Consider the following 22617-nt stretch of genomic DNA (forward strand, 5'->3'; position numbering starts at 1 on the left):
GGGGTTGCCTCCTCAATTGACTTTTTGATCAATTAGGTACCGGCGTCAAGCTACAGCGGAAAAAGGTGGGATGCACCCGCGACCGGCGGGACGCCCCGGCCCGCCTCCATGCTACAGATGGCGGCCATGCCTGACTTTTTCGAACTCTCCCGGCACCTGACCCCCGAAGAGCGAGCGATCCGCGACACGGTTCGCGCCTTCGTCGACGCGCGCGTGTTGCCGATCATCGGCGAGCACTTCGAGCGCGGCACCTTCCCGACGGAGCTCACCAAGGAGATTGCCGACTTGGGATTGCTTGGTTGCAATCTACAAGGATATGGCTGCGCTGGATTGAGTGACATCGGCTACGGGCTGGTGATGCAAGAGCTCGAGCGCGGAGACTCCGGCGTGCGCAGCTTCGCCAGCGTACAAGGCAGTTTGGTGATGTATCCCATTCATGCCTTTGGCTCGGAAGAGCAAAAAGAGCACTATTTGCCAAAGATGGCCAAAGGCGAAATCATCGGCTGCTTCGGATTGACCGAGCCGGATTTCGGATCGAACCCCGCGGGCATGCGCACCGTGGCCATCGAAGACGGCGACAGCTACGTGCTCAATGGCACGAAGCGCTGGATCACCAACGGCAACGTGGCGCAGGTGGCCCTCGTCTGGGCGAAGGTCGGTGGCGTGAACGGCGAGGTGCACGGCTTCTTGGTCCCGACGGATACGCGCGGCTTCGAAGCGCGCACGATCCACAAGAAAATGAGCCTCCGCGCCAGCGTCACCAGCGAGCTGATTCTCGAGGACGTGCGCGTGAAAAAGGACACCATTCTGCCGGGTGTGCGCGGCATGAAGGGGCCGCTCTCCTGTCTGACCTCCGCGCGCTTCGGCATCGCCTGGGGCGTCATCGGTGCGATGCAGGCCTGTTTCGATTGCGCATTGGACTACGCGAAGCACCGCGTCCAATTCGCGGGCAAGCCGATCGCGTCGCATCAATTGGTGCAGCAGAAGTTCGCCGAGATGCTGACGCTGATCTCGAATTCGCAATTGCAGGCGCTGGAGGCGGGGCGCCTCAAGGCGGAAAAGAAGCTCCGGCCGCAGCACGTGAGCATGATCAAGCGCCACAACGTGCACGCCGCACTGCAAATCGCGCGGACGTGCCGCGATATCCTCGGCGGTAATGGGATTACGCTGGAATATCCGATCATGCGTCACCTTTGCAATTTGGAGACGGTGTTCACCTACGAGGGCACGCACGACGTGCACACGCTCATTCTGGGCCAGGACGTCACGGGCATCGCGGCGTTCGAATAGCGACTTCCTCATTGCCCGTACACGTTCCCGTTCCCGTACACGTTCCCGGATAGCCGAGAAGAAGATCGGGAAGGGGAACGGGAACGTGTACGTGGACGGGAAGAGATCTCTCCTGCACTTGGCGGGGGCATGGGTCATAATTCCGCCATGGAACGCGTCGGCGAAGTCGAGCAGGTTCAGGGTCCGTATACCTGGGACGACCTCCTGAAGCTGGACGAGGACGATCTCCGCGAGCTGATCGATGGCGAGTTCGTGGAGGTCGAAGTACCAGGCGGTCCGCATGAATACGTCGTGCTCAAGCTCGTAACGGCGCTTGAGAACTGGGCAAACGCTACCGAAGCGGGCATCGTCCTTGCGTCGGGATATCCCGTTCGCATCAGCGAACGACGCGGGGTGATGCCGGACGCGCAGTTCTATGCGAGGGACAATCCATCCTTGCGCGACCAGCAGGACAGCCTTTCCCAAGGCCATCCATCCCTCGCCGTCGAAATCAGTTCTCCTTCGAGTCGGAGGATCGATCGCGTCGTCAAGTTTGGCTACTATGCCAGCATTGGCACACCCGAATACTGGATCATCGATCCCGTCGCGCGAACGCTCGATCGATTCCTATTGAGGGACGAACAGTATGCCCCCGTCGATTCACTCGGAGAGAACGCTTTCTTTCGACCGGAAACGCTCCCGGGATTCGAGCTCGCCCTCGAACGCATATGGCCAACCGAGCAGGCCGTGAAGCTCTTCGAGAAGCTCCAAAGAGGCCCTCCCTGACTCTTCAGCCCATGAACGTCGAGTCGAGCGCGCCGACTTTGCGGAGGGCTTCGAACAGAGCGATGCCCACGGCGTTGGCGAGATTGAGCGAGCGGACGGCACCCAAGGTGGGGATGGCCACGACGCGGTCGGGGTGGGCTTCGAGGAGCTCTTCGGGGAGGCCCACGCTTTCGCGGCCGAAGACCAGCGCGTCGCCGGGGGCGAAGTCGGCCTCCAGGTAGCTGCGCGTGGCCACGGCGCTGAAGAGGTGAAGCTTGCCCGGTGCGGGGCCTTCCTTGGCGAAGGCGTGCTGAAAGTGCGAGAAATCCAGGTGCCGGCGCACGTCGACCAGGTGCCAATAGTCGACACCGGCGCGGCGCACGCTGTGTTCGTCGATGCGGAAGCCCAAGGTCCCGACCAGGTGCAGAGGTGAACCGGTGGCGGCGCCGAGGCGGGCGATATTTCCCGTGTTGGGAGGGATCTCTGGCTCCACCAGCACGATATGAAAGGGATTTTGCACGGGGTGCGCTCGAAGGCGCGGCGTTTTGTCGGTCGAAGGGGGCACGGCCCGTGTGCAAATAGCACGGGCCACGCCGTGCTACGCTATGTGGATGCAGAACGCGCTCGCGACGCCCCTGGAAACGGTGCCTCGTGTCCCGCCGGAGGTCGAGCGCTTTCGCGTCGAATACCGCAAGGAGAACGTCGGCCCGCACTACAGCGGATGGTTGCACTTTGCATTCACCAGCATCGGCTCCCTCGCCGTGCTGGGCTTCGCCATTTCACGCGTGCACGATATGGCGCCGCTCGAGTGGCTCACGCTGCCCCTCGCGTTTCTCTTCGCCAACGTCTGCGAATACTTCGGCCACAAGGGCCCGATGCACAGGCCCAAGCCGGGCATGGGCATCCTCTTTCAACGCCACACGCGCGAGCACCATCACTTCTTCACGCACGATGCGATGTCCTACGAGTCCTCGCGCGATTTCAAGATGGTGCTCTTTCCGCCGGTGATGCTCTTCTTCTTCCTCGGGGTCATCGCCACGCCGGTCGCGGGGCTTCTTTTCCTGGTGTCCAGCAGCAACGTGGCCTGGCTCTTCATCGTGGTCGCCATGGGCTATTTTTTGACCTACGAGTGGCTCCACTTCGTCTATCACCTGGACGAACGTTCGCTCGTGGGCCGTTTGCCGATGGTGAAAGTTCTCAGACGACACCACCAGAGACATCACGACAAGGCGCTCATGGGGCGGTGGAATTTCAACATCACATTCCCAATCAGCGATCGGGTGTTCGGCACGTACTACGTTGAACGTCGGGGCGAGTAAGCGCGAACGTCCTGCGCGCGCATGCCGCCTTGCCCATCTACGGGCAAACCGAAAGATCGGGCAGCGAGGGAGCGGGAGCGGGTGGTAGGCTCGCACGCCGACATGAGCAACCCCGTGGCCCCCGAACTGCGCAATCGCAACTGGCTCATCAACCCTCGTTTCCAGCTCAAATACACAGGGATGCTGGTTGGGGTCGTCGCCTTCGTCATGCTGGCCCTCGGCGTCGTCATCGGCAAGACCGCCAACACGGCCGCCGAGTACGCCCAACTCGCGACGACGCAGGCGGAAAAGGCGATGAAGGAGTCGCAGGTCAATTCGCAGCTCACGCGCGAGAGCGTTCTGATGAGCGGCAACGCGGAGCTTCTCAAGGTCGTGGAAGAGGGGCTGTCCGAGACCGATCGTCAGGCGGAAGCCAACCTCCAAGCCGTGCAGAGCAACCGCGCGGCCATCGAAATGCAGCGCAAACTGGTGTTCGCCGTGCTGATTTTCGCGGGGGTGGCCCTCACGGTGGTGCTCACCATCATGGGCGTCTTCATCACCCGGCGCGTGGTTGGGCCCGTGCACAAGATCAAGCGGCTGCTCCGCCGCGTCGGCACCGGGCGCCTCGTCGTGACCGAACGGCTCCGCCGCGGCGACGAGCTCGAGGATCTGTTCGACACCTTCATGCAGATGACCTGGTCGCTCAAAGCCCTGCAAACCGGCCGGATCGCCACTTTGGACGCCACCATGCGCAAGGCGGAAGCGACCGGCGCCTCGCCCGAGGTGCTCGATGGGCTGCGCGTCCTTCGTGCGCAGATGGTGCTCGGTCTCACCAAACGCCTCACGCGGACGTCCATCGTATGAAAGGCGAGGCCCTCATCCGCGAGACGGTCGAGACGGTTTGCGAGCTGTTCGAACGCGGGGATTACAACCCTACCGCCATTATCGACTTGGGTGTGCTGGTCGCAAATGCGGACGGCACCATCGACGACGACGAGGTCGAGGCCCTGCGCCTCATCTTTGGGCGCTTGTTGCGCACCCAGCTCGACGTGGACCTGGTCAGTCCACTTATCGTGGCCAGCCGAGAGGTCATCGATGCTGCAGGGGTAGGCTCGCGCCTCCGCCTCATTGCCGAGATCCTCAAGGACTGCGACGCCGTCGAGGAAGGCGTGATCGTAGCACTTGGAATCGCGTATTCGAGCGAGGGTTTCTCGGCTTCCGAGCGCACCCTGATCGCCTCCCTGGCGCAAGCTTGCAATCTGCCATCCTCGCGCCTGGAGGAACTCATCGAAACTGTTCGCCTTGCGGTAGAGGCTCCGTAAGGCGAAGATTATTGTCATGGCTGACAAGGGGCGCTGGTCGATCGTCAACCCAGCGGGCGAAGAGGTCACGTTCGATTCGCGCGAGGATCTGAAACGAGCGGTTCTCGATGACGAGATCGAACCGCATGCCGAATCGCTTCCACCCGATCCGCCGCCGGGCTTCCCGCAAGCCGAGGAGCGGCCCCCAGTCACGCCGAGCAATCGCCCCACGCCCTTCATGGGCGAAGCCGAGGTGCTCGATGCCGAAGCGCGTGCCTCGGTGAGCAACGGCCGCGCGGCCATGCTGCCCAGCGAAGGCGAGGTCGCGGACGACGCGGAGCCGCCGTCGTCGGCCGGCGAGATGATGGACGAGCCGACGCTCCAGTTTTCACGGCCGCTGTCGGTGCCGCCGATGCCCTCGCGCAAGTCGCCGCCCGAGGATGAAGCCTCGCCGCTGTCGCTCTCGGAGGTCGGCGGCGTCGAAGCGCCTCCGTCGCTGGAGAGCTTCGAGCACGAGGAGAAAAGCGAGGACGACGCGGAGGACGCGCAAGACGCGAAGGCTTCGCAAGACGCGAAGGACGCGAAGGACGCGAAAGACGAAACGGGCGAAAAGGACGCGAAGGTCGAAAAGATCGTCGTGAGCCCGGATGACAGCGTCTCGCTGACGCTGCCGCTCGTTGGCCCTGGCTCTCTGAAAGCCGCCAACGAGGAGAAGGGCAACGACGACGACGACGAGGAAGACGAAAAGACCGCCGAGATGGAGGTGGAAGCGTCGGAGCTCGAGACCGAGGACGGCCCCGAGACGCTCAAGCGCCCCGCGGCCGCGGCGGCGGTCGTGCGCGAGACGACGCCACCGCCGCTTCCCGTGAGCGGGTCCACCGCCGATCGGCGCTCGAGCAAGCCGGCGCTCCCTCCGCTGCCGGCATCGGCAAGGGCTTCCGTGGCGCCTCCGCTCCAGCGCCTCTCGCCGCCGCCGCGCATCTCGCTCAAACCGGAGACGCTCCGGCCGGTGCGCGGGAGCATCTCGCCTCCGTCGTTGCCGCCGCCCGACATCATTCCGGATGCGCCGGCGCCCGCGGCCGCGGCGGCAACGGCGCCCGCAGCCGTGGCCGCGGCGAAGGTCGAGCCCAAGTCGCCATCGCCCATGCGCAAGCCGAGCTGGATCGTGCCCATTGCGCTGGTCGGCATCGGCGTCGCGTTCTGGCTAAGTACGAAGTCGAACCACGTCCCCGCACCTGAAAGCGCGACCAAGGAGCCGAAGGCCGCGGAAACGCAGGCTCCGACCACGGAGAGCCCACCCGGTGCCGCAAGTCCCGTGAACGCCGTGAGCTCGACGGCCATGGTCACGCCGGCCCCGTCGGCCGACGAAGCGCCTCGCGCGATCGAGCCCTCGGAGCCCGCGGCCGCCGTCGCCGCAAGCATCACCCCCGGCGCGAATGCCCCAGGCGCGAGCAGCGCACCGCCCGCGAACCTCGCGCAGGCCCCCACGCCGCCGTCGCCCGCATCTCCCTCGCCCGCGTCTCCCTCGCCCGCCTCGCCATCGGCGGCGACGCCCGAAAAGCCGCATCCCGGCGCGCCCACGCCCGCGGCCAATCCCGCGCCGGCTGGCCCACCCGGGGTCGTGATTGCGGCCAACGATCCGCTCGGCCCGACGTTGCGTCGCGCCGCACAGGTGCAGCGCAACGGCGACTATGCGACCGCGCGGCAGATCTACCAGGCGCTGGTCCAAAAGGAGCCGAAGAACCCCGAGGTTCTCACGGGCCTCGGCGACACGTCCCGCGCGCTCGGCGACAAGGCGGGCGCGCGCAGCTATTACACGCGCGCGCTCGCTGCGAGCTCGTCCTTTCTCCCTGCGCTGCTCGGCCTGGCCGACACGGAGTGGGACCTCGGCGATCGCGCGGCCGCGCAGAAGCACTACGCCGATATCGTAGAACACCATACCAACGCACCCGAAAGAGCACGTCAACGCGCCAAAGCAAGCGTGACGCCTTGAACGTTCCGCGGGCATGATAACCTCATGACCATGCCGACGGCCGCCCGAGATCTGTGGCAACCGATGCTCGAAGGATTCGTCCGACTGCGGAGCAAGTGGCCGCGCCGCGGTTGGAGCTGGGACAATCGTCTCAACTGCGTCACGTCCTCCATCAACGCGGATCTGGAGAACGAAGCGCGCCTGGTCGCACTCGAAGGCCTCCCGTCGGAGTGGACGGCGGCAAGCCTCGCCGGCGCCCCGCCTCGCGTGCGCGATCTGGCCGAGCGCTCCGGTGGTCTTCGCTCCGGCCAGCTTCTCTACTCCGCGGGTCCCGTCGCCGGCGTGCTCGCGTACGGCCTTTGGTGGCCCTGGGGCGATGGCGTCACCATCTCGCTTCGCATCGGTTTGGACATCGGCATCATGGACGAACCGTATCCCCGCTTCCGCGAAGTCTTCGGCGTGGAGCTTTAGTGTCCATCCTTCGGGGGGCCGTCGTTCTCATCACGGGCGCGTCGTCGGGCATCGGCGTCGAGATCGCGCGGCAGGCGGCGGAGCGGGCCAAAGCGCTGGTGCTGGTAGCACGGCGCATCGACCGGCTCGAGCAGCTCAAAGAGGAACTCGTGCGCGAGCACCCGCAACTCCAGGTGCACGTGTGCGGCTGCGATCTGGGCGATCGCGACGCCACGCGCGAGATGCTCTCCTCGGTGGAGCACGCGACCGGCGGCGTGGACGTGCTGATCAACAACGCCGGCTTCGGCGACATCGGCGTCTTCGATCGTGCCGATTGGGACAAGACCGAGCGCATGATCACGCTGAACGTCACGGCCTTGACCTACCTCACGCACCGCCTGGTCCCGCGCATGGTCGAGCGCGCGCGCGGCGGCATCCTCAACGTGAGCTCCGGCTTCGGCCTCGCCTTCATGCCGGGCTTTTCCGTGTACATCGGGACGAAGCACTACGTCACGGGATTCACCGAATCGCTGCGCCTCGATTTGGCCGGCACCGGCGTGACGGTCACCCAAGTGTGCCCCGGCCCGGTCAAAACCGAGTTCAAAGACACGCTGGGAAACTTCACCGGCGCCGACGTGCCGGGCTTCGTCGAGATCAGCGCGGCCGACTGCGCCCGGGCGGCGCTTCGCGGATTCGAGCGCGGGCGGGCCCTGGTCATCCCCGGCTTCGTCATCCGCATGCTCATGCTGCTCAACGCGATCTCTCCGCGCTGGGTGAAACGGCTGCTCTATGCGCCGGCCGCGCGCAAGCTGCGGCAAGTGCAGAAAACCGCAGAGGAAGACCGGCAGAACCAGGAAACGCAGGCCCGGGAAGCGAAAACGTAGCCCAAAGGCGGAAGCATTTGCATCGGTGGGGCTCTCTGTGCGTCCATCGAAGGCAAATGAATCTCGTTTCGCTGAGGTCCTCCTTGGCTGCCTTGGGTGCGCTGCTCGCCGTAGCGGCCGTGCCGGTGGCCGCGGCTCAAACGGCCGAAGGCTTTCTCACCGTATCGTCCACGCCGCCGGCCAAAGTCATCATCGACGACAAAGATTCGGGCCGCAGCACGCCCGTCGAGAACCTGCGCCTTCCCGTGGGCGACCACAAGCTCACGTTGGTCAATGGCAACGTGAAGCGCACGCTGGGCTTCACCATCACCGCGGGGCAGACCACGCGGCTCAAGATCGCGCTTTAGCGCACGCTTACGGTTACTTGACGACGCGGAGGTAGGGCGGAAGCTCCCGCTTCGGACGCGAGGTCGGCGGCGGGCGGGGACCCAGCACTTCGGGCTCCGAGTCGCTCGAGTCGCGCAGCGGATCTCGCCCATCGCCCGCAACGGGCGGTACGGCGGACAAGCGCGGCCCGCCGGCTTGCGGCGATGTTCGCGAGCCACCAGCTCCCGCTTGCGGGGCACCGGCCCATTCTTCGGGCGCAGGCGTGACACGCGGACGCTTGACGACGTTCTTCTTTTTCTTGCCCGCGCTGGTGTCGTCGGACGGCGGCGCAGCCTCCGCGATGCGACGCGGCCCTTTTTTCGGGGCGCCGGCAGCGGCCTTGCCGTTGTCGGGGCTCGCTTCTTTGGGGCCTGGCGCAACCTGCACGGGACGCGTCTGGCGGGAGACTTCCACCGGCACGTCGTCGGGCCACACCATGCCGCGACCATCTTCGCCGACCATGGCGAAAACGCTCGCCCAAGGCACGACGCAGTGGAACGGCGACCGGTTGAAGCTGAGCGTGCAGCTCATGCCGTCCTCGTCGAGGTGCAGATCCGGAATGGGCACGGGCATGTTGAGCCCGATCTGCAACACGAGCTGCGGCTGGCTCTTGAACCAGGGCGGAACGATCACGCTGGTCACGCGTGGATCGAGGTGAACGTGGACGCTCGAGCGTTCCAGCAGCGCGAGCGCGACCTCTTTTTTGGGGGGCAACGGACGGGACATCAGCTTCCGAGGGTTCATGCTACTACGACCTGGGGTCCCGGCGACAGCGGGGTCGGAAGGGGGCGGCTTCACAGCTCTTGGGCATACGATGCGCGCGCGGCAACGAGGCGCGCCAGTCGATCGTATAAAAACGGTGGGAGCATTCGATTGATGGCGCTCAATGCGTTGAGCGGCCACGGAAATGCGATGACGGCGGGCGCCCGTTCGAGCCGCCGAACGATAACATGGGCTGCTTTTTGTGGCGACCACATCCATGGCGTCGGATGACGCCCGCGTGTCACGAGCGGTGTGTCGACGAAACCGGGCTGCACATCGGTTGCAAAAACGCCTGCGGGCGCAAGTTCGATGCGCATCGATTCCACGAAGGTCGAGAGTGCCGCTTTGCTTGCACTATACACAGCTGAATGCGGCATGCCGCGCCGGCCGGCCAGGCTGCTCACGCCAACCAAATGGCCCCGTTGCTGGGCGAGCATGATGGGAACGGCCGCGGCCAGTGTGGCCATGGCACCGCGAACATTGACGTCGAGAACGCGCGCCACATGGGCCCACGGCATCGTACTTATGTGCCCGTAGCTTCCGACGCCGGCATTGGCGATCACCATGTCGAGACTCCCGAGCTCGCGATCAACGCGACGCACCGTCTCGAAGACGGCGTCGGCGTCGGCCACGTCGAGCGGGTGCACGCTGGCCTTCCCGCCGCACGCCGCAATGTCCACGGCGACGCGGGCAAGGTCCTCTTCGTGCCGCGCCGCGATCGCCACGTGCGCGCCACGGCGCGCGTACTCCAGGGCGAGCGCGCGTCCTATTCCGCTGGAGGCTCCCGTGATAAAAACATTGGAAGGCTGCATGAGAGAAACCACATTAGACCACGGCACGGCACGGACGAAGTTTCCATTCATGCGCCCTCCGATGCTGCGACCCCGGCTTCTTCCTGCATTCGAACGAATCTCGCGCTATCGCCTTCGAAAACGCGGCATCCAGAGCCGTTTCGTTCAAACCGACATCGCCAAGCTCCACGTGCTCGACGGCAAAGGCCACGGTTCGCTTCCGCCCATCGTGGTCCTGCACGGCATCACCTCGTCGTCGGCCGCGTTCGGGCCTTTGCTGGCGCTTCTGCAGAAGCACACGCGCCGCATCATCGCGCCCGACGCTCCGGGGCACGGCTTCAGCGAGGTTCCGCGCATCCCACTGCTGCCTGAAAACTTGCTCGACAACATGACGAGCGCGCTGGACCAGCTGCTCGACGAACCGGCCATCGTCGTGGGCAACTCGATGGGCGGGGCCATCGCCTTGCACTACGCGGCCGCGCGGCCCGAGCGGGTGCGAAACTTGGTGCTGCTGTCACCCGCAGGCGCGCTCTGGAGTGAGGAAGATCTGCAGCGGCTTTTGCGCGCTTTCCGCATGGAGTCTCCGCGCGATGCGCGCAGATTCTTGAATACGATTTATCATCGCAAACCGTGGTTTGGTCCGCTCATCGCCGCCGACATCGTACACTCGGCGAAGCGGCCGGCCGTGGGTAGCCTTCTCGATGCAGCCACGCCCAACTCCGGTGCGACGCCGGAGCAGCTCGCAACGCTGAAGATGCCCATTCTGTTTTGGTGGGGCCGCTCGGAGCGGCTGCTTCCCGCGAACGATTTTGCGTATTTCAGTGAGAACCTCCCCAAGCACGCGGTCATCGAGCGGCCCGAGGGCATCGGTCACTGTCCGCACTTCGACGATCCGCGCGCCACGTGCCAGCGCATCGTGGAGTTCGCGCAGTCGAACATGCTCTAGATGTAGAGGTGGATCCGGCGGATGGTGCCATCGCCGCGAACGGCAACGTAGACGTCCGGTCCATCGACGACGACGCCCCGCGGATCGTCCAAGTCGTCGAGCAGCACCTCGACTTCGCCCCCTAAGATGCGCATCCGGCGCAGCGATCCCTTTCCGCCTTCGGTGGCGGAGAAGTAGACATACAGAGGATCCACGGCGAAGGACGCGATGCTCCCTTGCCCCTTGACCACCGAGGTGATCTCCGATGGGGGGATCTCTTTGCAATGTTGGAGCGCGTCGGCGGCTCGCGGCCGGTTTGCCATGAGGACGAATCCGTCGAGGGTGCTCCAAAAGAGTTGAAGCGGCTCGTTCATGCCCGAGGCCAGGTTCGTCACGGGCGCGGTGCTGTGCACGAAGTTGCACGGCGCATGGCCGTCGGCATCGAGGGTCGTCTCGGCAAGGCCGTTGCCATGGCCCCACACCACGTCTTTGCCTTCGCCGGAAAGGAGGATCGGCCCCGCATAGCTCTTCTCCCGCGAGAGGGCGATGATGGGCGCTTGCCGGCCCGTGCGGCGCGCCACCGCGGCGGTGTCGGGTTGCGACCCGTAGTTCGTCCAAACGGCATCGTCCATCGCCGAAATGGCCATGCCCGCGGGGATCGATTGCTCCGTCGCGAGCGCGTGCGACTCCCAGCTCGCTGCACCGGGCCCTCGCGACGCGAGCATTACCTGGCCGGCTCCGCGATTGACCCAGCCGACGATGACCGTCTGGGTGACGGTGAGCCCACGCGGCTCCGTCTGCCCCGATGCGATGATCTCGGGCTCGCCCTGGCATCCTTGGATGGGGCAGCGGCGCACGGCACCTTCGTAATCTCGGCCCGTCGTGAAGTAGAGAAAACCGGCCGCCATGGTCAATTGGTCCGGCTCGGAAAGCCCGACGATGAAGGCGTCGTCAGGCCGGGAGCCGTCCGAAGTCTGATGTGCTGCGTCCGCAGGCGAGGCGCTGCTATCGGCGGGTGGAACGCCAGCATCGGGGGGCGAAGCATGGCCGTCCCCGACTTCAGCGCCAGCCTCGGCGCCGCCCTCCGGGCTCGAAGGGCGCACGCCATCGCCCAAGCCTTCGAGGCCGCATTGCAAGGCGAACAGCCCTGACAAGAAGGCGAGACCGCTCCACGAAGGCGCATGCCGTCGAATCATGAACCTGGACGAATTCATAGCAGCTCTAGACGTCGATTCGTAGAACACGCCGGATCGTGCCGTCGCCTCGGACGGCGACGTAGACATACGATTCGTCCATGGCGACGCCGCGCGGGTCGTCCAGGCCATCGAGCAGAACCCGGATTTGTCCCGAGGAGCGGGTGGCCACTCGAAGCGAGCCCATTCCGTTCTCGTTGGCGCTGAAATAAATGAACGATCCGCTCGACGCCATGGACACGATTTGTCCTTGCACGGAGACCAGCGTCACGATGTCCGATGGGCCTTCGTTGCAGTGTTGGAGCGCGTAGCTCGCGGGGGGACGAAGCGCCGCGAGGAGCCTTCCGTCGAAGGTCGACCAATAGACTTGGGACGGGTCCGTGATCGAATAGAGCAGGCTCTGCACCCCCGCTTCGCTGGTCACGAAGGTGCATGCGGCATTGCCATCGGAGCCATCGCCCTCGATCGTCGTCTCGCTGAGGCCATGGCTGTCGCCCCAGACAACGTCATGGGTTCCTCTGGGCAGAACGATGGGACCGGGTTCGAGCGCCTTCCTCGAGAGCACGATGCTGTTCCCGAGCGTGCGACGGACGACCCCGGGGCTGCCGGTTGCAGCCGCAAAGTTCGACCAAATGGCATCGTCTTTCGCCAAGATGGCCATCCCCGCGGGAGACTCTTGCCCTGCCGCAAGCTGGTTGAACTGCCAGACCGAAGCCCCGGGACTGCGCGTGGCGAGCGTCACCTGGCCGCCAGCGAAATTGACCCACCCAATGGTGCCGTCTTGGGCGACGCCAAGCCCGCGCGGATCCTTCTGGCCCGGCCTGATCAGCTCGGGCTCGCCGGCGCACCCTTGGATCGGGCAGCGCTCCACCGACCCACCCGCACGTGCCGTCGTGAAATAGAGAAAATCCGGCCCGACCGCCACGTGATCCGGCGCAGAAAGCCCAGCGACGATCGCCCTATCGGGCCACGGGCCCGCCTCCGCATGCGACGCAGCACCATCGCCTGCCTCGGGACTCGAAGGACGCACCCCATCGCCCAAGCCTTCCAGGCTGCACTGCAACGCGAACACCCCCGCCCCACAAACGAGAAGAGCGCCCCACAAATGCGCCTGCCATCGGACCATGAACCCGAGCCCCCTCATAGCAGCCCCGGGCCCAAACCGGGTCAATTCCCCTTCATGTCGATGAGGATGTCGTCGTAGCGGATCGTCCATGGGGAGGCGAGGGGTTGGGCGTAGGAGAGGCCGATGCTGAAGGCGGGTTCGATGGGCTGCCAGTTGGGGGCCATGCGAAGGGGGCGCTCGTTCTCGTCGTTGAGTTGGGCGGAGACGTAGAGCTCGGGGACGGTGCGGACGCGAAGGATCAATTTGGACCAGGATGTCGGGGTCTGGGTCTCTCGAAGGCGCCCCAGGAACTCGAGATCGTTGAAGCCGGGGCCGCCGTCGGGCTCGACGTTGTAGCCGTGCTCGTAGGCGTACACTTTGTAGACGCCGTCTTGGCCGCGGACGTGGATCGCGAGATCGCGATCGTTGGGCGCGCGTTCGAAACTTATTTTCATGATGGTGGCGAAAATCGCCTCGTCGCCGCTCGGGTGGCCCGTCGAGGGAATCGGCGCCTGCGCAACTTGGAAATGCACCTCGTAGGTAAGCTCGGTGGGGTGTTGTCGGTATTGATTCACCATCACCGAATAGCTGGTTTTGCCCGCATCGGCCGGCAGCCCGACGGACAGCGAACGCGGAGGGGATACGTATTCCGACGTATCGAAGGCCACCGTCCCCTGCCCTGGTTTCGGATCGGTGAAATAATCCGCAGGCTTTTCGAGCTGGTCGAAGTCGAAGCAATAGGCGGCGTCTTTGTTGGCGCAAAAGCGCGCACCCGCACCGCCATCCGAGATTGTGGCGGCATCCTGCCCGAACTCCCGACTAAAATTGTTTAGCGAACACGCAATTCCACAAGGGATGGCGCTCGCAAGCGAAATCAAGAGAACGGCGCGAAGATGGCGCATAATTCCGAGGATCGCTTTGTTCCAGGAGGCGCCGCAAGACACACCGTGAGGGCTTCGCGCCCCGATTGGTGGGCCGGCCCCCACGATGTTCGCGGGATATCGCGCGATCGCACGAGGTGTCGCGGTGGCACCGACTGTGCTTGAGCGTCGCCACCCGAAACACCAACGAAATATCCCCAAGATGACCGGAGGTCGCGTGGGTTACGAAAAGAGATTTTTACACTTGGCCGCGGCGCTGGCCGTTGCCGCCGTGGGATGCAGTTCGTCATCGGATTCCTCCGACAACGGGTCGACGAAGGATCCGCAGGGCAACCCCGACGGAGGTGGCAGTGGCAATCCCGATCCGGGAAGTGGGTGGCCCGGCGGGACTCCGAACGACGGTGGGACGACCCCGCCGGTCGTCGAGCCAAAGCCCGCGGTGAAGACCTTTGCGGAGTTGGGCGTGACGCCGTTCGATGTGGATCGTGACGACCTCGTCGGGCCGAGTGGGTGGGATGCGCAATATGGAAAATTGCCCGAGCTCGTCCCTGCCGCGGGCACGTCGTTCGTCGACGTGGCGGTGCGCAACACCAACGAGGCGGCGGGCCAGATCGCCGTCGTTCGCGTGGAGCCCGATTCCGCAGGAACATGGCACGTCACGCGCGGCTACAAAGTTCGATCGCTGGGCAATTTGCTGGGGTTCGCGCGCGGTGGCGACGGAAGTTACTATTATGCAACCGGTTCCAAGGATCCGGACGTCACCAAGACCTTCCCCGCGCCAAAGCAACATCGTTCGAATGTTCTGCGTGCGCTTCATTTCGATTCAGAGGGAAAGACTCTGTTCGACGTCGATATCGACATCGCGCGCGAGGCGGCCAACAAGGCGTCGGAGCCCATCGTCACTCCGGGAAGGGCATCGAGCTCCCGGCTGTCGGTCGCGGGCAACATGCTCGCGCTCGTGCATGGCATTTCCACGGAACCCGACGGAAGCGGCACGCGCCATCAAAAGGCCGCGTCGACCTTCTTCGATGCGAGCACGGGTGCCATCCGGGGAACGTCGAGCATCTGGGTGAGCCATTCGTTCGATCAACGGCATTTGGTCGACGGAAACGATATTTACGAATTCCATTTGGGGGATGCGTATCCGCGCGCGGCGTCCATCGCGCGCATTCGTGATTCGAAGTCAGGGGAAACGCAAAAGGCCTATCGTCCAAAGGGCGATACGGGACAGAACAACACGTTTACGCGGCTGGGAAATCTGGTCCGCATCGATGCCGGGCCGGCCAAGGGGAGCTTTCTCGCATTGCTCGCCACCGAGCGCACCACGGACACCAGCGCCCTCGTTTCCGGCTCGCGCGATCTGGCACTCGTGCGCTTGACGCCGGATCTTGCGAAAGGCAGCGATGCGAACATCATCGACCCGAGCTTCGGCGAAGAGTCGGCAGTGAACTCCGGTGGCGAGAACGCGACCAATCGACTTCGGTATTTGACGGATTACCACACGAGCGCACCGGGAAAGACACACGCCGAACGGCCGAAGTTCGTCCCCGTCGGAAATGGGGAATTCATCGTGCTCTACGAAGAATGGGCACTAAGCGGAGACAAGTCCACCTACAATGGCACCTTCGCCATGCGCATCGACGGCGAAGGAACCATCCGTGCCGCGGCCACCAAAGTGTCGCAGCACCACCTCCCGCGCGGCGACGACGCCTTCGCTTACGGTGGCGGTGCAGCATGGATCACCGGTGACAAGACGAAACGCGCGCTCACCGTCCACACGGTGTCGGCCAGCCTCACCGCCGCGGAGCACGTGATTCCCTAAGACGCGACATGGCGCGGTGCGAGCTCCGCGAGGAGGTACTCGCCCGACCATGGGGAACGATTGCCCTTTTCGGCCTCGTGAACGAGTTCGGTCAGCCGCTCGTTCACGGGGGCGCGCTGGCCCACGCTGGAGGCGAGGCGCACCAGCTCTCCATTGATCCAGTCGACCTCCGTCGGGCGGCCCCTGTTCAAGTCTTCCCACATCGACGAGCGCGCGTGCGGATCGATGGCGATCATTTTGTGCGCAAGACGGCGAAAGAGCCAATCCGGTGTGCCGAGCAACCGCGGAATCCAATGCGGGGGCAGCGAGGTCACCTGCGCCGGCCGGATACCCGCCGCACGCAAAATGCGCAGTCCTTCGAGCTGCGCCAGCGCGGCACAGCGACGGTAGGCGCGCTGCGAGAGCTGCTCTTTGAGCGGCAAATCGGATAGCGCATTGATCGCGTTGTTCAAATTGAGCAACAGCTTCGCCCATTGCACCGAGCGCATGGCCGCCTGTTGATGCAACGGCAACCCCGCGCGCTCGAAGAGCCCGACGAACGGCTCGAGCGCGGCATGCTTCTCCACGTCGAGCGAGCCTTGCGAGCCTTGGTGAAAGTGCCCCTTGCCGGAGTTCACCGTATTGAAGAGCACCATGCCCGCAAGCACAGTGTGCGACGGCAAATGCCGGCGCAGCACGTCGGCATTGCCGACGCCGTTTTGAAAGCTGACAATCACGGTCGGCTTTTCCAGCGCGGCATCCAGCACGCGCGCCGCCTCCTCGGTGCCACTCGACTTCACGGTCACCAACACGAGATCTGCCTGCAGAGGACGGGACACGTCCGTGGCAAAACGCACCCCGGCCGCGGGCACCCTCAAGTCGGCGCCAAGGTAGTCCGTGAGGTGCAACCCGTGCTCCTGCAGTTCCCTACCCAGCCGCTCGCGGCCGATGAAACTCACCGAGCCGCCGGCGGCGAGCAACCGCCCCCCCACGTAACAACCGATGCTTCCTGCCCCGAAGATGCAGATTTCCTTCGACATGTCGGACTCGAAGCCTTCCCCGAGAAAGGCCTCGAGTCCAGAGAACTCTTACATCACGGATAGTTGTTCCAGTTGGCCTTGTTGTTGCTGGCGTTGGACGGGCCGCCGGTGTTGTTGATGATGTGGTTGATCGTCCCTTTTCCGCCGAGTGAAACGGTCACCATGTTGTGGAAGCGCACGCCCGACGTGTCCGGTACCTCGAAGGCCCTCTCCGCAACGACGCTTGGATTGCTGTTGAAGAAGCAATAGCTTCCGAGACCCCAGGCTTCGTGCGAGGTGACGGAATTGGCCACTTTGTAAGCGGCATAGCCCCGGGTCGAGCCGTTCATCCACGCGCTCTGGTTGGGCGGATCGTAGGGCATCTCATTTTGGTAGAAGTACGTTCTGCCGCCGTTGCCGTTCCAGATGGTCTGGTATTTCTTGTAGTGCTCGACGAAAAGGCCATACGTCGTCACATTGTTTCCATTGACGATGAGGCCCGTGTCCGCGGTGTTCACGTCCCAGCCGACGCCGTCCGTGTGATCGGCGCGCCAGAGCCAGAGATGATCGGCAATCACGTTGTTGCTGTTGATCACCAGGCTCTGGGTGGCCCGGCCCACCCCGCCGCCGCCGATGCGGACGAACACGTCGTGCAGCGACGTGGGGTTCGCAGCGTGATTGACGCTGTTCGTCGAGGGGCCGACCTGCATGAGCAAGGGCGAGTTGGTCGGGCCGGCGTCGAGGAGCAGACCCGCAATCTTCACGCCGTCCACGTCGGCCACGCTCATGGCCATGATTCCATTGTCCGGAACCAGGGTGGCGATACCCAAACCGAGAACGACGGTGTCGGCGCGGTTGACGCGAATCGTCTCGCTCAAGTGGTAAATGCCCGGGGTGAACAGGACATGCTTGCCCTCGCCCAGCGCGCTGTTGATGGTGGCGGCCGACACGCCCGGCTTCGCGATGTAAAATTGGCTCAGCGGAATGGACGTCCCCGCCGGCGTGCCGCTCCCCCAGGTGATGCCCTGCGAATTGGTGCGCACGCTTGGAACGAATACATTGTAGCCGCCGGACGAATCGATGTAGAGAAACGGCTTTTCGCGAACGACCGGCGTCTGCCCCACGACCGTGAACGGCGGATTGGGGAATTGCCCGGACGGAGCATTGACCACGCCGACGAAGACCATGTTCCAGTTGGAGCCCGACCAGCTGCCCCAGGTGGCATTGCGCGAGAGCCACTGCTGCTGCGAACCGGAGCGCACCTGGCCGTCGATCTTCGAGTCGGCGATGAAGCCTCCGCTGGCCCACCCCCCGTCATCGAGGATGAGATCGCCGCGCACGTGCATGCGGCGGTAGGGCGCGGCCTGGGAAACGGCCCACCGGTCGGCCCCTCCATTGGGGGTCACGGAGAGGTTTTCGGCGGCGCGCCAGAAATTGTGCGTCGCATTCTGGGGCGGGAACCAGTCCGCCTCGACGTGCACCGCACCATTGATGGTCACATTGTCGGGCGAAAGCCCTAGGCCGAGAACCTGCGTGTAGAAGCCGACGTTGACGTCGACATTGTAGGTGCCCGGCTTGAACAGGAGCGCATAGCGATTGCTGCCAAATTGCGCCCTTTCCTGCTGGCCGAAAACCGAATTGAGGCGATTCTGAATCGTCGACGCGGACATCGACGGGTCGAAAATGATCACATTGGAGCCGAGATCCGGCTGTCCCGGTGTGGGGCCTCCGACCTGATTCAGGTTGAAGGCCTGCGCGCCGGAGTTGTTGCACGTGGCTTGCTGCAATTGCACGCTGTCGGCGGTGGAACCTCCGGGCACGGTGAGGCATTTGCCGCTATTCCGATTGACGAAATGGTATGCGCCGCTGGACTCCTGAACGGGCTGCCATTGCTGGTTGTTTCCGTTGCCGTACGTCCACAACTGAATGTTCGCCCCGTCGGCCGTGGAGACGTCGGTCACGTCCCACACTTGCGCGGTGCCATTGGCGTTGCCCACTTGGAAATAGCCGCCGCTCGTGGCCGTAAATTGCCACGTCTGCGCAGTCGTACCGTTGCATGCATATTGCTGCACTGCCGTGCCATTGGCCGTGCCGGCGCTTCGCGCATCGACACACTTGCCATTGTTCACGTTCGTCACCGTATACGACGCGCCATTGGATACGTCCGCACTGGCCGGATGGGAGGCCCCCAATGTCACCGCGGTTGCTGCCATGGTGAGCGATGTCACGCCTACGGTGCGAATTCGCAGGCGACGCCTGGATTTCTCGAGTCCAGCATTCATGAAGGCCTCCTCAGGGTGCAGGGATGCGCGTTCATTAGGAAGATTTCCTAATGAATTAATGATGACGCACAACCTTATTCAAAACCTCGCAAAGATCAACGGCGGGGTGAACAGGATGAGTCGTCTTATCCCACCCCGATTGACGCGAAGCGCAATAGGAGGATTGGGTCCGGGTTGGAGCCGTCCGAATACAAATTTGAAAGCTGGCCGAAAGCCTCAGCGGTAGGGAGCGACGGTGGTCGGCGTACGAATGCCGTCGCAAGGACAACGCCAACCGCGTTTGGAGCGCGATCGACGGCGTTGGACGGCATTTCGCGGTCCGAGATCAGGGCGGGCGGCTCAGGGCGGGCCGCCCGGCTGCGGGCCGCTGTAGCCTTTTCGCGAGGATTTATCGATCCCCACTTCGTATTCGATGTCCGGGCTCACCGTGTTGCCGCTGACGGTGGCATTCGTGGACTTGATGGCCAGGCCGATGGCCTTGGTGGGCGATGCCGCAAACTCGTTGTCGGTGATGGTGGCGTACTGAATGTCCTCCATCATGATGGCTTGCGAGGCTTTCAAGGTTTCGCAGAAATTGTTGCGCAGGGTGAAATGGTGCGAGTGACCTTGGCCATCGCCCTCACCGTCGTTCGGCCCCTCGGCCATGAGGCACATATTGTCGATTTTCTCGCAGCGATTGGCCTCGATCAGAATGTCTTCGCTCGCAGGTGTGTCGCTGGCATACGTCTGCATGCAGTCGGCGTGGCCGTATTTGTTGCTCGTGCCGCGGACGGTGTTGTGCAAAATCTTGATGTTCTTGCCGAAGAAGCGAATGCCGTCACCGTCGCCATTCACGGGGTTGGTGATGGTGTTGTTCTGCAGGGTGATGTTGTCGCCCTCCGCCCAGATGCCCGGGGCCTTGGGCTTCACCATCGTGTAGTTCTGCACGACCACATTGTTTGCCTCGACGGTGATGCCATCGACGTCGGCGCCTTCACCGTTGTAGACGATGGGCTTGTCCGTCGTACCGCCCTTGGTGATCTTCAGCCGCGACCTTTTGGCCTTGGCCAGCAGCTGGCCGCCCTCGCAGACGACATCGCCGGGTTGGGCTTTATCCATGTCTTCCTGCGTGACGGCGTGCACGGTGCATGGGGCGGCGATGGCAGGACCCGCGCCGCGCCCGTCGGCTGGCATTTCCGAAGGCGGACTGCCGGCTTTCAGCTCGCCGACGTCTTCGCCGCCGGCGGGGGGTGCTTCGCCGGCGCAGCCTTGGAGGCACGCGATTCCCATGGCCAGAATGAACGCAGAACTCTGCTTGAGACCTTGCATGATGTCCTCTCCTCACGCGTGAGCGCGTAGCGCGCGGCCACCTCCCTGCGGACGAAATAGGCCATTTCGCCGTCCCGGGGGCTTCGCTTTCGAAGTTTCTTAGCATCGCGATCTGGGATTGCCAATCACGGAACACCGATTTTTCGGCTGTAGAATCGATGCGTCACCTGCAGATGGCTGCGAACATCAGCGATGCTTTCGCGTACCTATTTCGAATTGCGATATCGCATTTGCGCAAGCACGCGCTGAAGCGTGTGCCGGGGACCTGAACGAGAACCGCAAGGACGGTCAAGCCGCGGGCCGGGGCGTGGCGTAGGCTCTTCTCCGTGAAGACAGAAACCCGAACTTTCTACCAAGCGGCGGTGGAGCGAACCGTTCTCCGCATCACGGAAACCCTGGACGAGGCGCTCGATTTGGCCGCGCTCGCGCGGGGGGCGGCGCTCTCATCCTTCCATTTTCACCGCATCTTTCGAGGCATGATGGGTGAAACCCCGCTGGAGATGCACCGCCGCCTGCGGCTCGAGCGTGCCGCGTGGCAACTGCTCGCGCGCGATACCGCCGTGACGACCATCGCGTTCGAGGCTGGCTACGAAACGCACGAGGCGTTCACCCGCGCGTTCCGTGCGGCGTATGGCAGTTCGCCCTCGGCGTTCCGGCAAGGCGCCGCCGAGATCCGATCGGCATGCGAGCGGCCGCAACAAATCGAGCTCGCCGCACGCTCCGGCGTCCACTTCCGTCACGAACCCGCGAAAGAACTCCTCGTTCGATTCCTCATAGGAGAAGTCATCATGAACGTCACCATCGAAGAAATGCCCGAACTCCGCGTTGCCGCCATTCGCCATGTCGGCCCGTACGACCGTATTTCCGAAGCCTTCGCGCGCCTGGGTGGACTCGCCGCGCCGGCGGGGCTCTTTCAGGCACCGGGCCTCAAGATGCTCGCCATCTACCACGACGATCCCGAGACGACGGCGCCCGAGCAGCTTCAGTCCGACGCCGGCATCACCGTCGGCCCCGGGGTGCGTGTGCCCGACGGTGCCGTCGAAGTGAAGATCCCCGCGGGGCGCTACGCGCACGCGACGCACGTCGGCCCCTACACGGAATTGGGCGACTGCTGGTCGCGCTTGATGGGCGGCTGGCTCCCGCAAAGCGGCCACCGCGTGGGCAGCGGGCCCGCGTACGAGGTGTACCGCAACAACCCGACGAACGCGGCCCCGCACGAGCTCACCACCGATCTTTACCTGTCCCTGGCGTGAACGTAACACCTAGGCATTGACCTAAGTGTCGGTCGGCCGCATAGTTAGGTTTATGCCTAACCATCGCGGAACGGCGCTTGGCCGCCGAGCGCCCGGGAAGCCACCGATGTTTCGAGACTTTTGGCGCTGTGTGAACGAGACTTGGCCATGACCCAAACCATCGAGCTCGATCGGGTGTTTCACGCGCTGGCCGATCCGACGCGACGGGCGGTTCTGCAGCGCTTGAGCGGTGGGGGCGCCGCCGTGAGCGAGCTCGCCGCGCCGTTCGACATGGCGCTGCCGTCCTTCTTGCAGCATCTCAAAGTGCTCGAGGGCTGCGGTTTGGTGCGCTCGCAGAAGAGCGGCAGAATCCGGACGTACGAGCTCTCGCCCGGACCCTTGCGGGCCGCCGAAGGCTGGATGGCCGATCAGCGAAAGCTGTGGGAGCGCCGGCTCAATCAGCTCGATCGGTACCTCGAAGATTTGAAGCCCCTGATGGATGCCAAACGAAAGAAGGAAAAGCGATGACGATCGATCCCAAGCTGGATTTGGTTCTGGAGCGACTGGTCGATGTGCCGCCCGACTTGGTGTGGATGGCCTGGACGCAACCGGAACACGTCAAAAAATGGTTCACCCCCGCGCCTTGGACCACGCCCGAGTGTGAAATCGATCTGCGCCCCGGAGGCCTTTTTCGCACGCTGATGCGTTCTCCGGAGGGCGAAAACCATCCGAACTTCGGTTGCTATTTGGAAGTCGTCCCGAATCGAAAGCTGATTTGGACGGACGCCCTCGAAGCGGGTTTCCGCCCATCGCGCCGACCAGCCCACCTGGGATTCCGCTTCACCGCGGCCATCTTGCTCGAGCCGCACGGGGCGGGTACCAAGTACACCGCCCACGTCATGCATAGCGACCCCGAAAGCCGGGACAAACACGAGTCCATGGGCTTCTTCGACGGCTGGGGCACCGCCACGGACCAACTCGTCGCGCACGCCAGAACGTTGCGCAAATAGCGC

The 22617-nt window shown here is 64.1% G+C and carries 23 protein-coding genes; 14 read left to right on the forward strand and 9 right to left on the reverse strand.

Annotated features, from left to right (window positions below; translation table 11 throughout):
* Positions 1 to 126: 126 nt before the first annotated feature.
* Together LZC95_43055 and LZC95_43060 are read left to right on the forward strand one after the other, a co-directional pair.
* The gene (locus tag LZC95_43055) at positions 127 to 1290 is read left to right on the forward strand and encodes an acyl-CoA dehydrogenase family protein (protein ID WXA93220.1); all 1164 of its coding nucleotides are present in this window, start codon (positions 127 to 129) and stop codon (positions 1288 to 1290) included.
* 147 nt (positions 1291 to 1437) lie between these two features.
* Positions 1438 to 2055, forward strand: coding sequence for a Uma2 family endonuclease (locus tag LZC95_43060; GenBank protein ID WXA93221.1), 618 nt, complete (start codon positions 1438 to 1440; stop codon positions 2053 to 2055).
* Positions 2056 to 2059: 4 nt separating this feature from the next.
* Here the strand turns inward: LZC95_43060 and LZC95_43065 are convergent, their stop codons facing one another.
* A complete protein-coding gene (locus LZC95_43065; GenBank protein ID WXA93222.1) occupies positions 2060 to 2599 on the reverse strand; it encodes a tRNA (cytidine(34)-2'-O)-methyltransferase in 540 nt (179 codons plus the stop codon).
* Positions 2600 to 2645: 46 nt separating this feature from the next.
* Between LZC95_43065 and LZC95_43070 the strand changes: the two genes are divergently transcribed.
* The 7 genes from LZC95_43070 to LZC95_43100 all read left to right on the forward strand — a co-directional run bounded on the left by LZC95_43070 (position 2646) and on the right by LZC95_43100 (position 8286).
* The gene (locus LZC95_43070; protein WXA93223.1) at positions 2646 to 3353 is read left to right on the forward strand and encodes a sterol desaturase family protein; all 708 of its coding nucleotides are present in this window, start codon (positions 2646 to 2648) and stop codon (positions 3351 to 3353) included.
* Positions 3354 to 3455: 102 nt separating this feature from the next.
* Positions 3456 to 4196 carry a HAMP domain-containing protein gene (locus tag LZC95_43075; protein WXA93224.1) on the forward strand — a complete coding sequence of 247 codons (741 nt, stop codon included), beginning with the start codon at positions 3456 to 3458 and terminating at the stop codon, positions 4194 to 4196.
* Positions 4193 to 4654 carry a TerB family tellurite resistance protein gene (locus LZC95_43080; protein ID WXA93225.1) on the forward strand — a complete coding sequence of 154 codons (462 nt, stop codon included), beginning with the start codon at positions 4193 to 4195 and terminating at the stop codon, positions 4652 to 4654. Before LZC95_43075 ends, LZC95_43080 begins: the two co-directional genes overlap by 4 nt.
* A gap of 16 nt (positions 4655 to 4670) precedes the next feature.
* A complete protein-coding gene (locus LZC95_43085; protein WXA93226.1) occupies positions 4671 to 6626 on the forward strand; it encodes a hypothetical protein in 1956 nt (651 codons plus the stop codon).
* Positions 6627 to 6650: 24 nt separating this feature from the next.
* A complete protein-coding gene (locus LZC95_43090; protein ID WXA93227.1) occupies positions 6651 to 7076 on the forward strand; it encodes a hypothetical protein in 426 nt (141 codons plus the stop codon).
* The gene (locus tag LZC95_43095) at positions 7076 to 7939 is read left to right on the forward strand and encodes an SDR family oxidoreductase (protein WXA93228.1); all 864 of its coding nucleotides are present in this window, start codon (positions 7076 to 7078) and stop codon (positions 7937 to 7939) included. Before LZC95_43090 ends, LZC95_43095 begins: the two co-directional genes overlap by 1 nt.
* 83 nt (positions 7940 to 8022) lie before the next feature.
* Positions 8023 to 8286: a PEGA domain-containing protein gene (locus LZC95_43100; GenBank protein ID WXA93229.1), complete on the forward strand. Its 264-nt coding sequence runs from the start codon at positions 8023 to 8025 to the stop codon at positions 8284 to 8286.
* A 13-nt stretch (positions 8287 to 8299) separates the two neighbouring features.
* On the opposite strand, the gene LZC95_43105 is transcribed toward LZC95_43100, so the two are convergent.
* On the reverse strand, positions 8300 to 9049 hold the full coding sequence (locus LZC95_43105; GenBank protein ID WXA93230.1) for a ClpXP protease specificity-enhancing factor SspB: 750 nt from the start codon (positions 9047 to 9049) through the stop codon (positions 8300 to 8302).
* A gap of 50 nt (positions 9050 to 9099) precedes the next feature.
* Complete coding sequence (locus LZC95_43110) at positions 9100 to 9879, reverse strand: SDR family NAD(P)-dependent oxidoreductase (GenBank protein WXA93231.1); 780 nt, start codon at positions 9877 to 9879, stop codon at positions 9100 to 9102.
* Between the two features lie 61 nt (positions 9880 to 9940).
* On the opposite strand from LZC95_43110, the gene LZC95_43115 reads away from it, so the two are divergent.
* Positions 9941 to 10804, forward strand: a complete 864-nt coding sequence (locus LZC95_43115) for an alpha/beta hydrolase (protein ID WXA93232.1) — start codon at positions 9941 to 9943, stop codon at positions 10802 to 10804.
* On the opposite strand, the gene LZC95_43120 is transcribed toward LZC95_43115, so the two are convergent.
* The 3 genes from LZC95_43120 to LZC95_43130 are packed head-to-tail and all read right to left on the reverse strand — an operon-like array spanning position 10801 to position 13983.
* On the reverse strand, positions 10801 to 11979 hold the full coding sequence (locus tag LZC95_43120; protein ID WXA93233.1) for a hypothetical protein: 1179 nt from the start codon (positions 11977 to 11979) through the stop codon (positions 10801 to 10803). The two genes, LZC95_43115 and LZC95_43120, sit on opposite strands and share 4 nt — an antisense overlap.
* Before the next feature lie 25 nt (positions 11980 to 12004).
* The gene (locus LZC95_43125; protein ID WXA93234.1) at positions 12005 to 13102 is read right to left on the reverse strand and encodes a hypothetical protein; all 1098 of its coding nucleotides are present in this window, start codon (positions 13100 to 13102) and stop codon (positions 12005 to 12007) included.
* 41 nt (positions 13103 to 13143) lie between these two features.
* Positions 13144 to 13983, reverse strand: a complete 840-nt coding sequence (locus tag LZC95_43130; protein WXA93235.1) for a hypothetical protein — start codon at positions 13981 to 13983, stop codon at positions 13144 to 13146.
* Between the two features lie 181 nt (positions 13984 to 14164).
* On the opposite strand from LZC95_43130, the gene LZC95_43135 reads away from it, so the two are divergent.
* On the forward strand, positions 14165 to 15784 hold the full coding sequence (locus LZC95_43135) for a hypothetical protein (GenBank protein WXA93236.1): 1620 nt from the start codon (positions 14165 to 14167) through the stop codon (positions 15782 to 15784).
* Here LZC95_43135 and LZC95_43140 read toward each other — a convergent pair.
* The 3 genes from LZC95_43140 to LZC95_43150 all read right to left on the reverse strand — a co-directional run bounded on the left by LZC95_43140 (position 15781) and on the right by LZC95_43150 (position 20372).
* Positions 15781 to 16803, reverse strand: coding sequence for a 2-dehydropantoate 2-reductase (locus tag LZC95_43140; protein WXA93237.1), 1023 nt, complete (start codon positions 16801 to 16803; stop codon positions 15781 to 15783). The two genes, LZC95_43135 and LZC95_43140, sit on opposite strands and share 4 nt — an antisense overlap.
* 53 nt (positions 16804 to 16856) lie before the next feature.
* Complete coding sequence (locus tag LZC95_43145) at positions 16857 to 19064, reverse strand: RICIN domain-containing protein (protein ID WXA93238.1); 2208 nt, start codon at positions 19062 to 19064, stop codon at positions 16857 to 16859.
* A gap of 339 nt (positions 19065 to 19403) precedes the next feature.
* Positions 19404 to 20372 carry a right-handed parallel beta-helix repeat-containing protein gene (locus LZC95_43150; GenBank protein ID WXA93239.1) on the reverse strand — a complete coding sequence of 323 codons (969 nt, stop codon included), beginning with the start codon at positions 20370 to 20372 and terminating at the stop codon, positions 19404 to 19406.
* A 326-nt stretch (positions 20373 to 20698) separates the two neighbouring features.
* On the opposite strand from LZC95_43150, the gene LZC95_43155 reads away from it, so the two are divergent.
* The 3 genes from LZC95_43155 to LZC95_43165 all read left to right on the forward strand — a co-directional run bounded on the left by LZC95_43155 (position 20699) and on the right by LZC95_43165 (position 22614).
* Positions 20699 to 21625: an AraC family transcriptional regulator gene (locus tag LZC95_43155; protein WXA93240.1), complete on the forward strand. Its 927-nt coding sequence runs from the start codon at positions 20699 to 20701 to the stop codon at positions 21623 to 21625.
* A gap of 147 nt (positions 21626 to 21772) precedes the next feature.
* A complete protein-coding gene (locus tag LZC95_43160) occupies positions 21773 to 22132 on the forward strand; it encodes a metalloregulator ArsR/SmtB family transcription factor (GenBank protein ID WXA93241.1) in 360 nt (119 codons plus the stop codon).
* Positions 22129 to 22614 (forward strand): SRPBCC family protein, encoded by a 486-nt coding sequence (locus tag LZC95_43165; GenBank protein ID WXA93242.1) that lies wholly within the window; start codon positions 22129 to 22131, stop codon positions 22612 to 22614. The genes LZC95_43160 and LZC95_43165 overlap by 4 nt, the downstream gene beginning before the upstream one ends.
* Positions 22615 to 22617 lie beyond the last annotated feature (3 nt).

This window comes from Sorangiineae bacterium MSr12523, from assembly GCA_037157775.1.
GTDB lineage: Bacteria > Myxococcota_A > Polyangia > Polyangiales > Polyangiaceae > Pendulispora > Pendulispora brunnea.

Excerpts from the sequence above, each read along its gene's own strand:
- LZC95_43145 (WXA93238.1), bottom strand. The coding sequence starts at position 19,064 with ATGAATGCTGGACTCGAGAAATCCAGGCGTCGCCTGCGAATTCGCACC.
- LZC95_43080 (WXA93225.1), top strand. The coding sequence starts at position 4,193 with ATGAAAGGCGAGGCCCTCATCCGCGAGACGGTCGAGACGGTTTGCGAG.
- LZC95_43070 (WXA93223.1), top strand. The coding sequence starts at position 2,646 with ATGCAGAACGCGCTCGCGACGCCCCTGGAAACGGTGCCTCGTGTCCCG.
- LZC95_43105 (WXA93230.1), bottom strand. The coding sequence starts at position 9,049 with ATGAACCCTCGGAAGCTGATGTCCCGTCCGTTGCCCCCCAAAAAAGAG.
- LZC95_43055 (WXA93220.1), top strand. The coding sequence starts at position 127 with ATGCCTGACTTTTTCGAACTCTCCCGGCACCTGACCCCCGAAGAGCGA.
- LZC95_43160 (WXA93241.1), top strand. The coding sequence starts at position 21,773 with ATGACCCAAACCATCGAGCTCGATCGGGTGTTTCACGCGCTGGCCGAT.
- LZC95_43085 (WXA93226.1), top strand. The coding sequence starts at position 4,671 with ATGGCTGACAAGGGGCGCTGGTCGATCGTCAACCCAGCGGGCGAAGAG.
- LZC95_43090 (WXA93227.1), top strand. The coding sequence starts at position 6,651 with ATGACCATGCCGACGGCCGCCCGAGATCTGTGGCAACCGATGCTCGAA.
- LZC95_43120 (WXA93233.1), bottom strand. The coding sequence starts at position 11,979 with ATGATTCGACGGCATGCGCCTTCGTGGAGCGGTCTCGCCTTCTTGTCA.
- LZC95_43150 (WXA93239.1), bottom strand. The coding sequence starts at position 20,372 with ATGCAAGGTCTCAAGCAGAGTTCTGCGTTCATTCTGGCCATGGGAATC.
- LZC95_43125 (WXA93234.1), bottom strand. The coding sequence starts at position 13,102 with ATGGTCCGATGGCAGGCGCATTTGTGGGGCGCTCTTCTCGTTTGTGGG.
- LZC95_43140 (WXA93237.1), bottom strand. The coding sequence starts at position 16,803 with ATGTCGAAGGAAATCTGCATCTTCGGGGCAGGAAGCATCGGTTGTTAC.
- LZC95_43165 (WXA93242.1), top strand. The coding sequence starts at position 22,129 with ATGACGATCGATCCCAAGCTGGATTTGGTTCTGGAGCGACTGGTCGAT.
- LZC95_43115 (WXA93232.1), top strand. The coding sequence starts at position 9,941 with ATGCTGCGACCCCGGCTTCTTCCTGCATTCGAACGAATCTCGCGCTAT.
- LZC95_43060 (WXA93221.1), top strand. The coding sequence starts at position 1,438 with ATGGAACGCGTCGGCGAAGTCGAGCAGGTTCAGGGTCCGTATACCTGG.
- LZC95_43110 (WXA93231.1), bottom strand. The coding sequence starts at position 9,879 with ATGCAGCCTTCCAATGTTTTTATCACGGGAGCCTCCAGCGGAATAGGA.
- LZC95_43135 (WXA93236.1), top strand. The coding sequence starts at position 14,165 with ATGACCGGAGGTCGCGTGGGTTACGAAAAGAGATTTTTACACTTGGCC.
- LZC95_43130 (WXA93235.1), bottom strand. The coding sequence starts at position 13,983 with ATGCGCCATCTTCGCGCCGTTCTCTTGATTTCGCTTGCGAGCGCCATC.
- LZC95_43075 (WXA93224.1), top strand. The coding sequence starts at position 3,456 with ATGAGCAACCCCGTGGCCCCCGAACTGCGCAATCGCAACTGGCTCATC.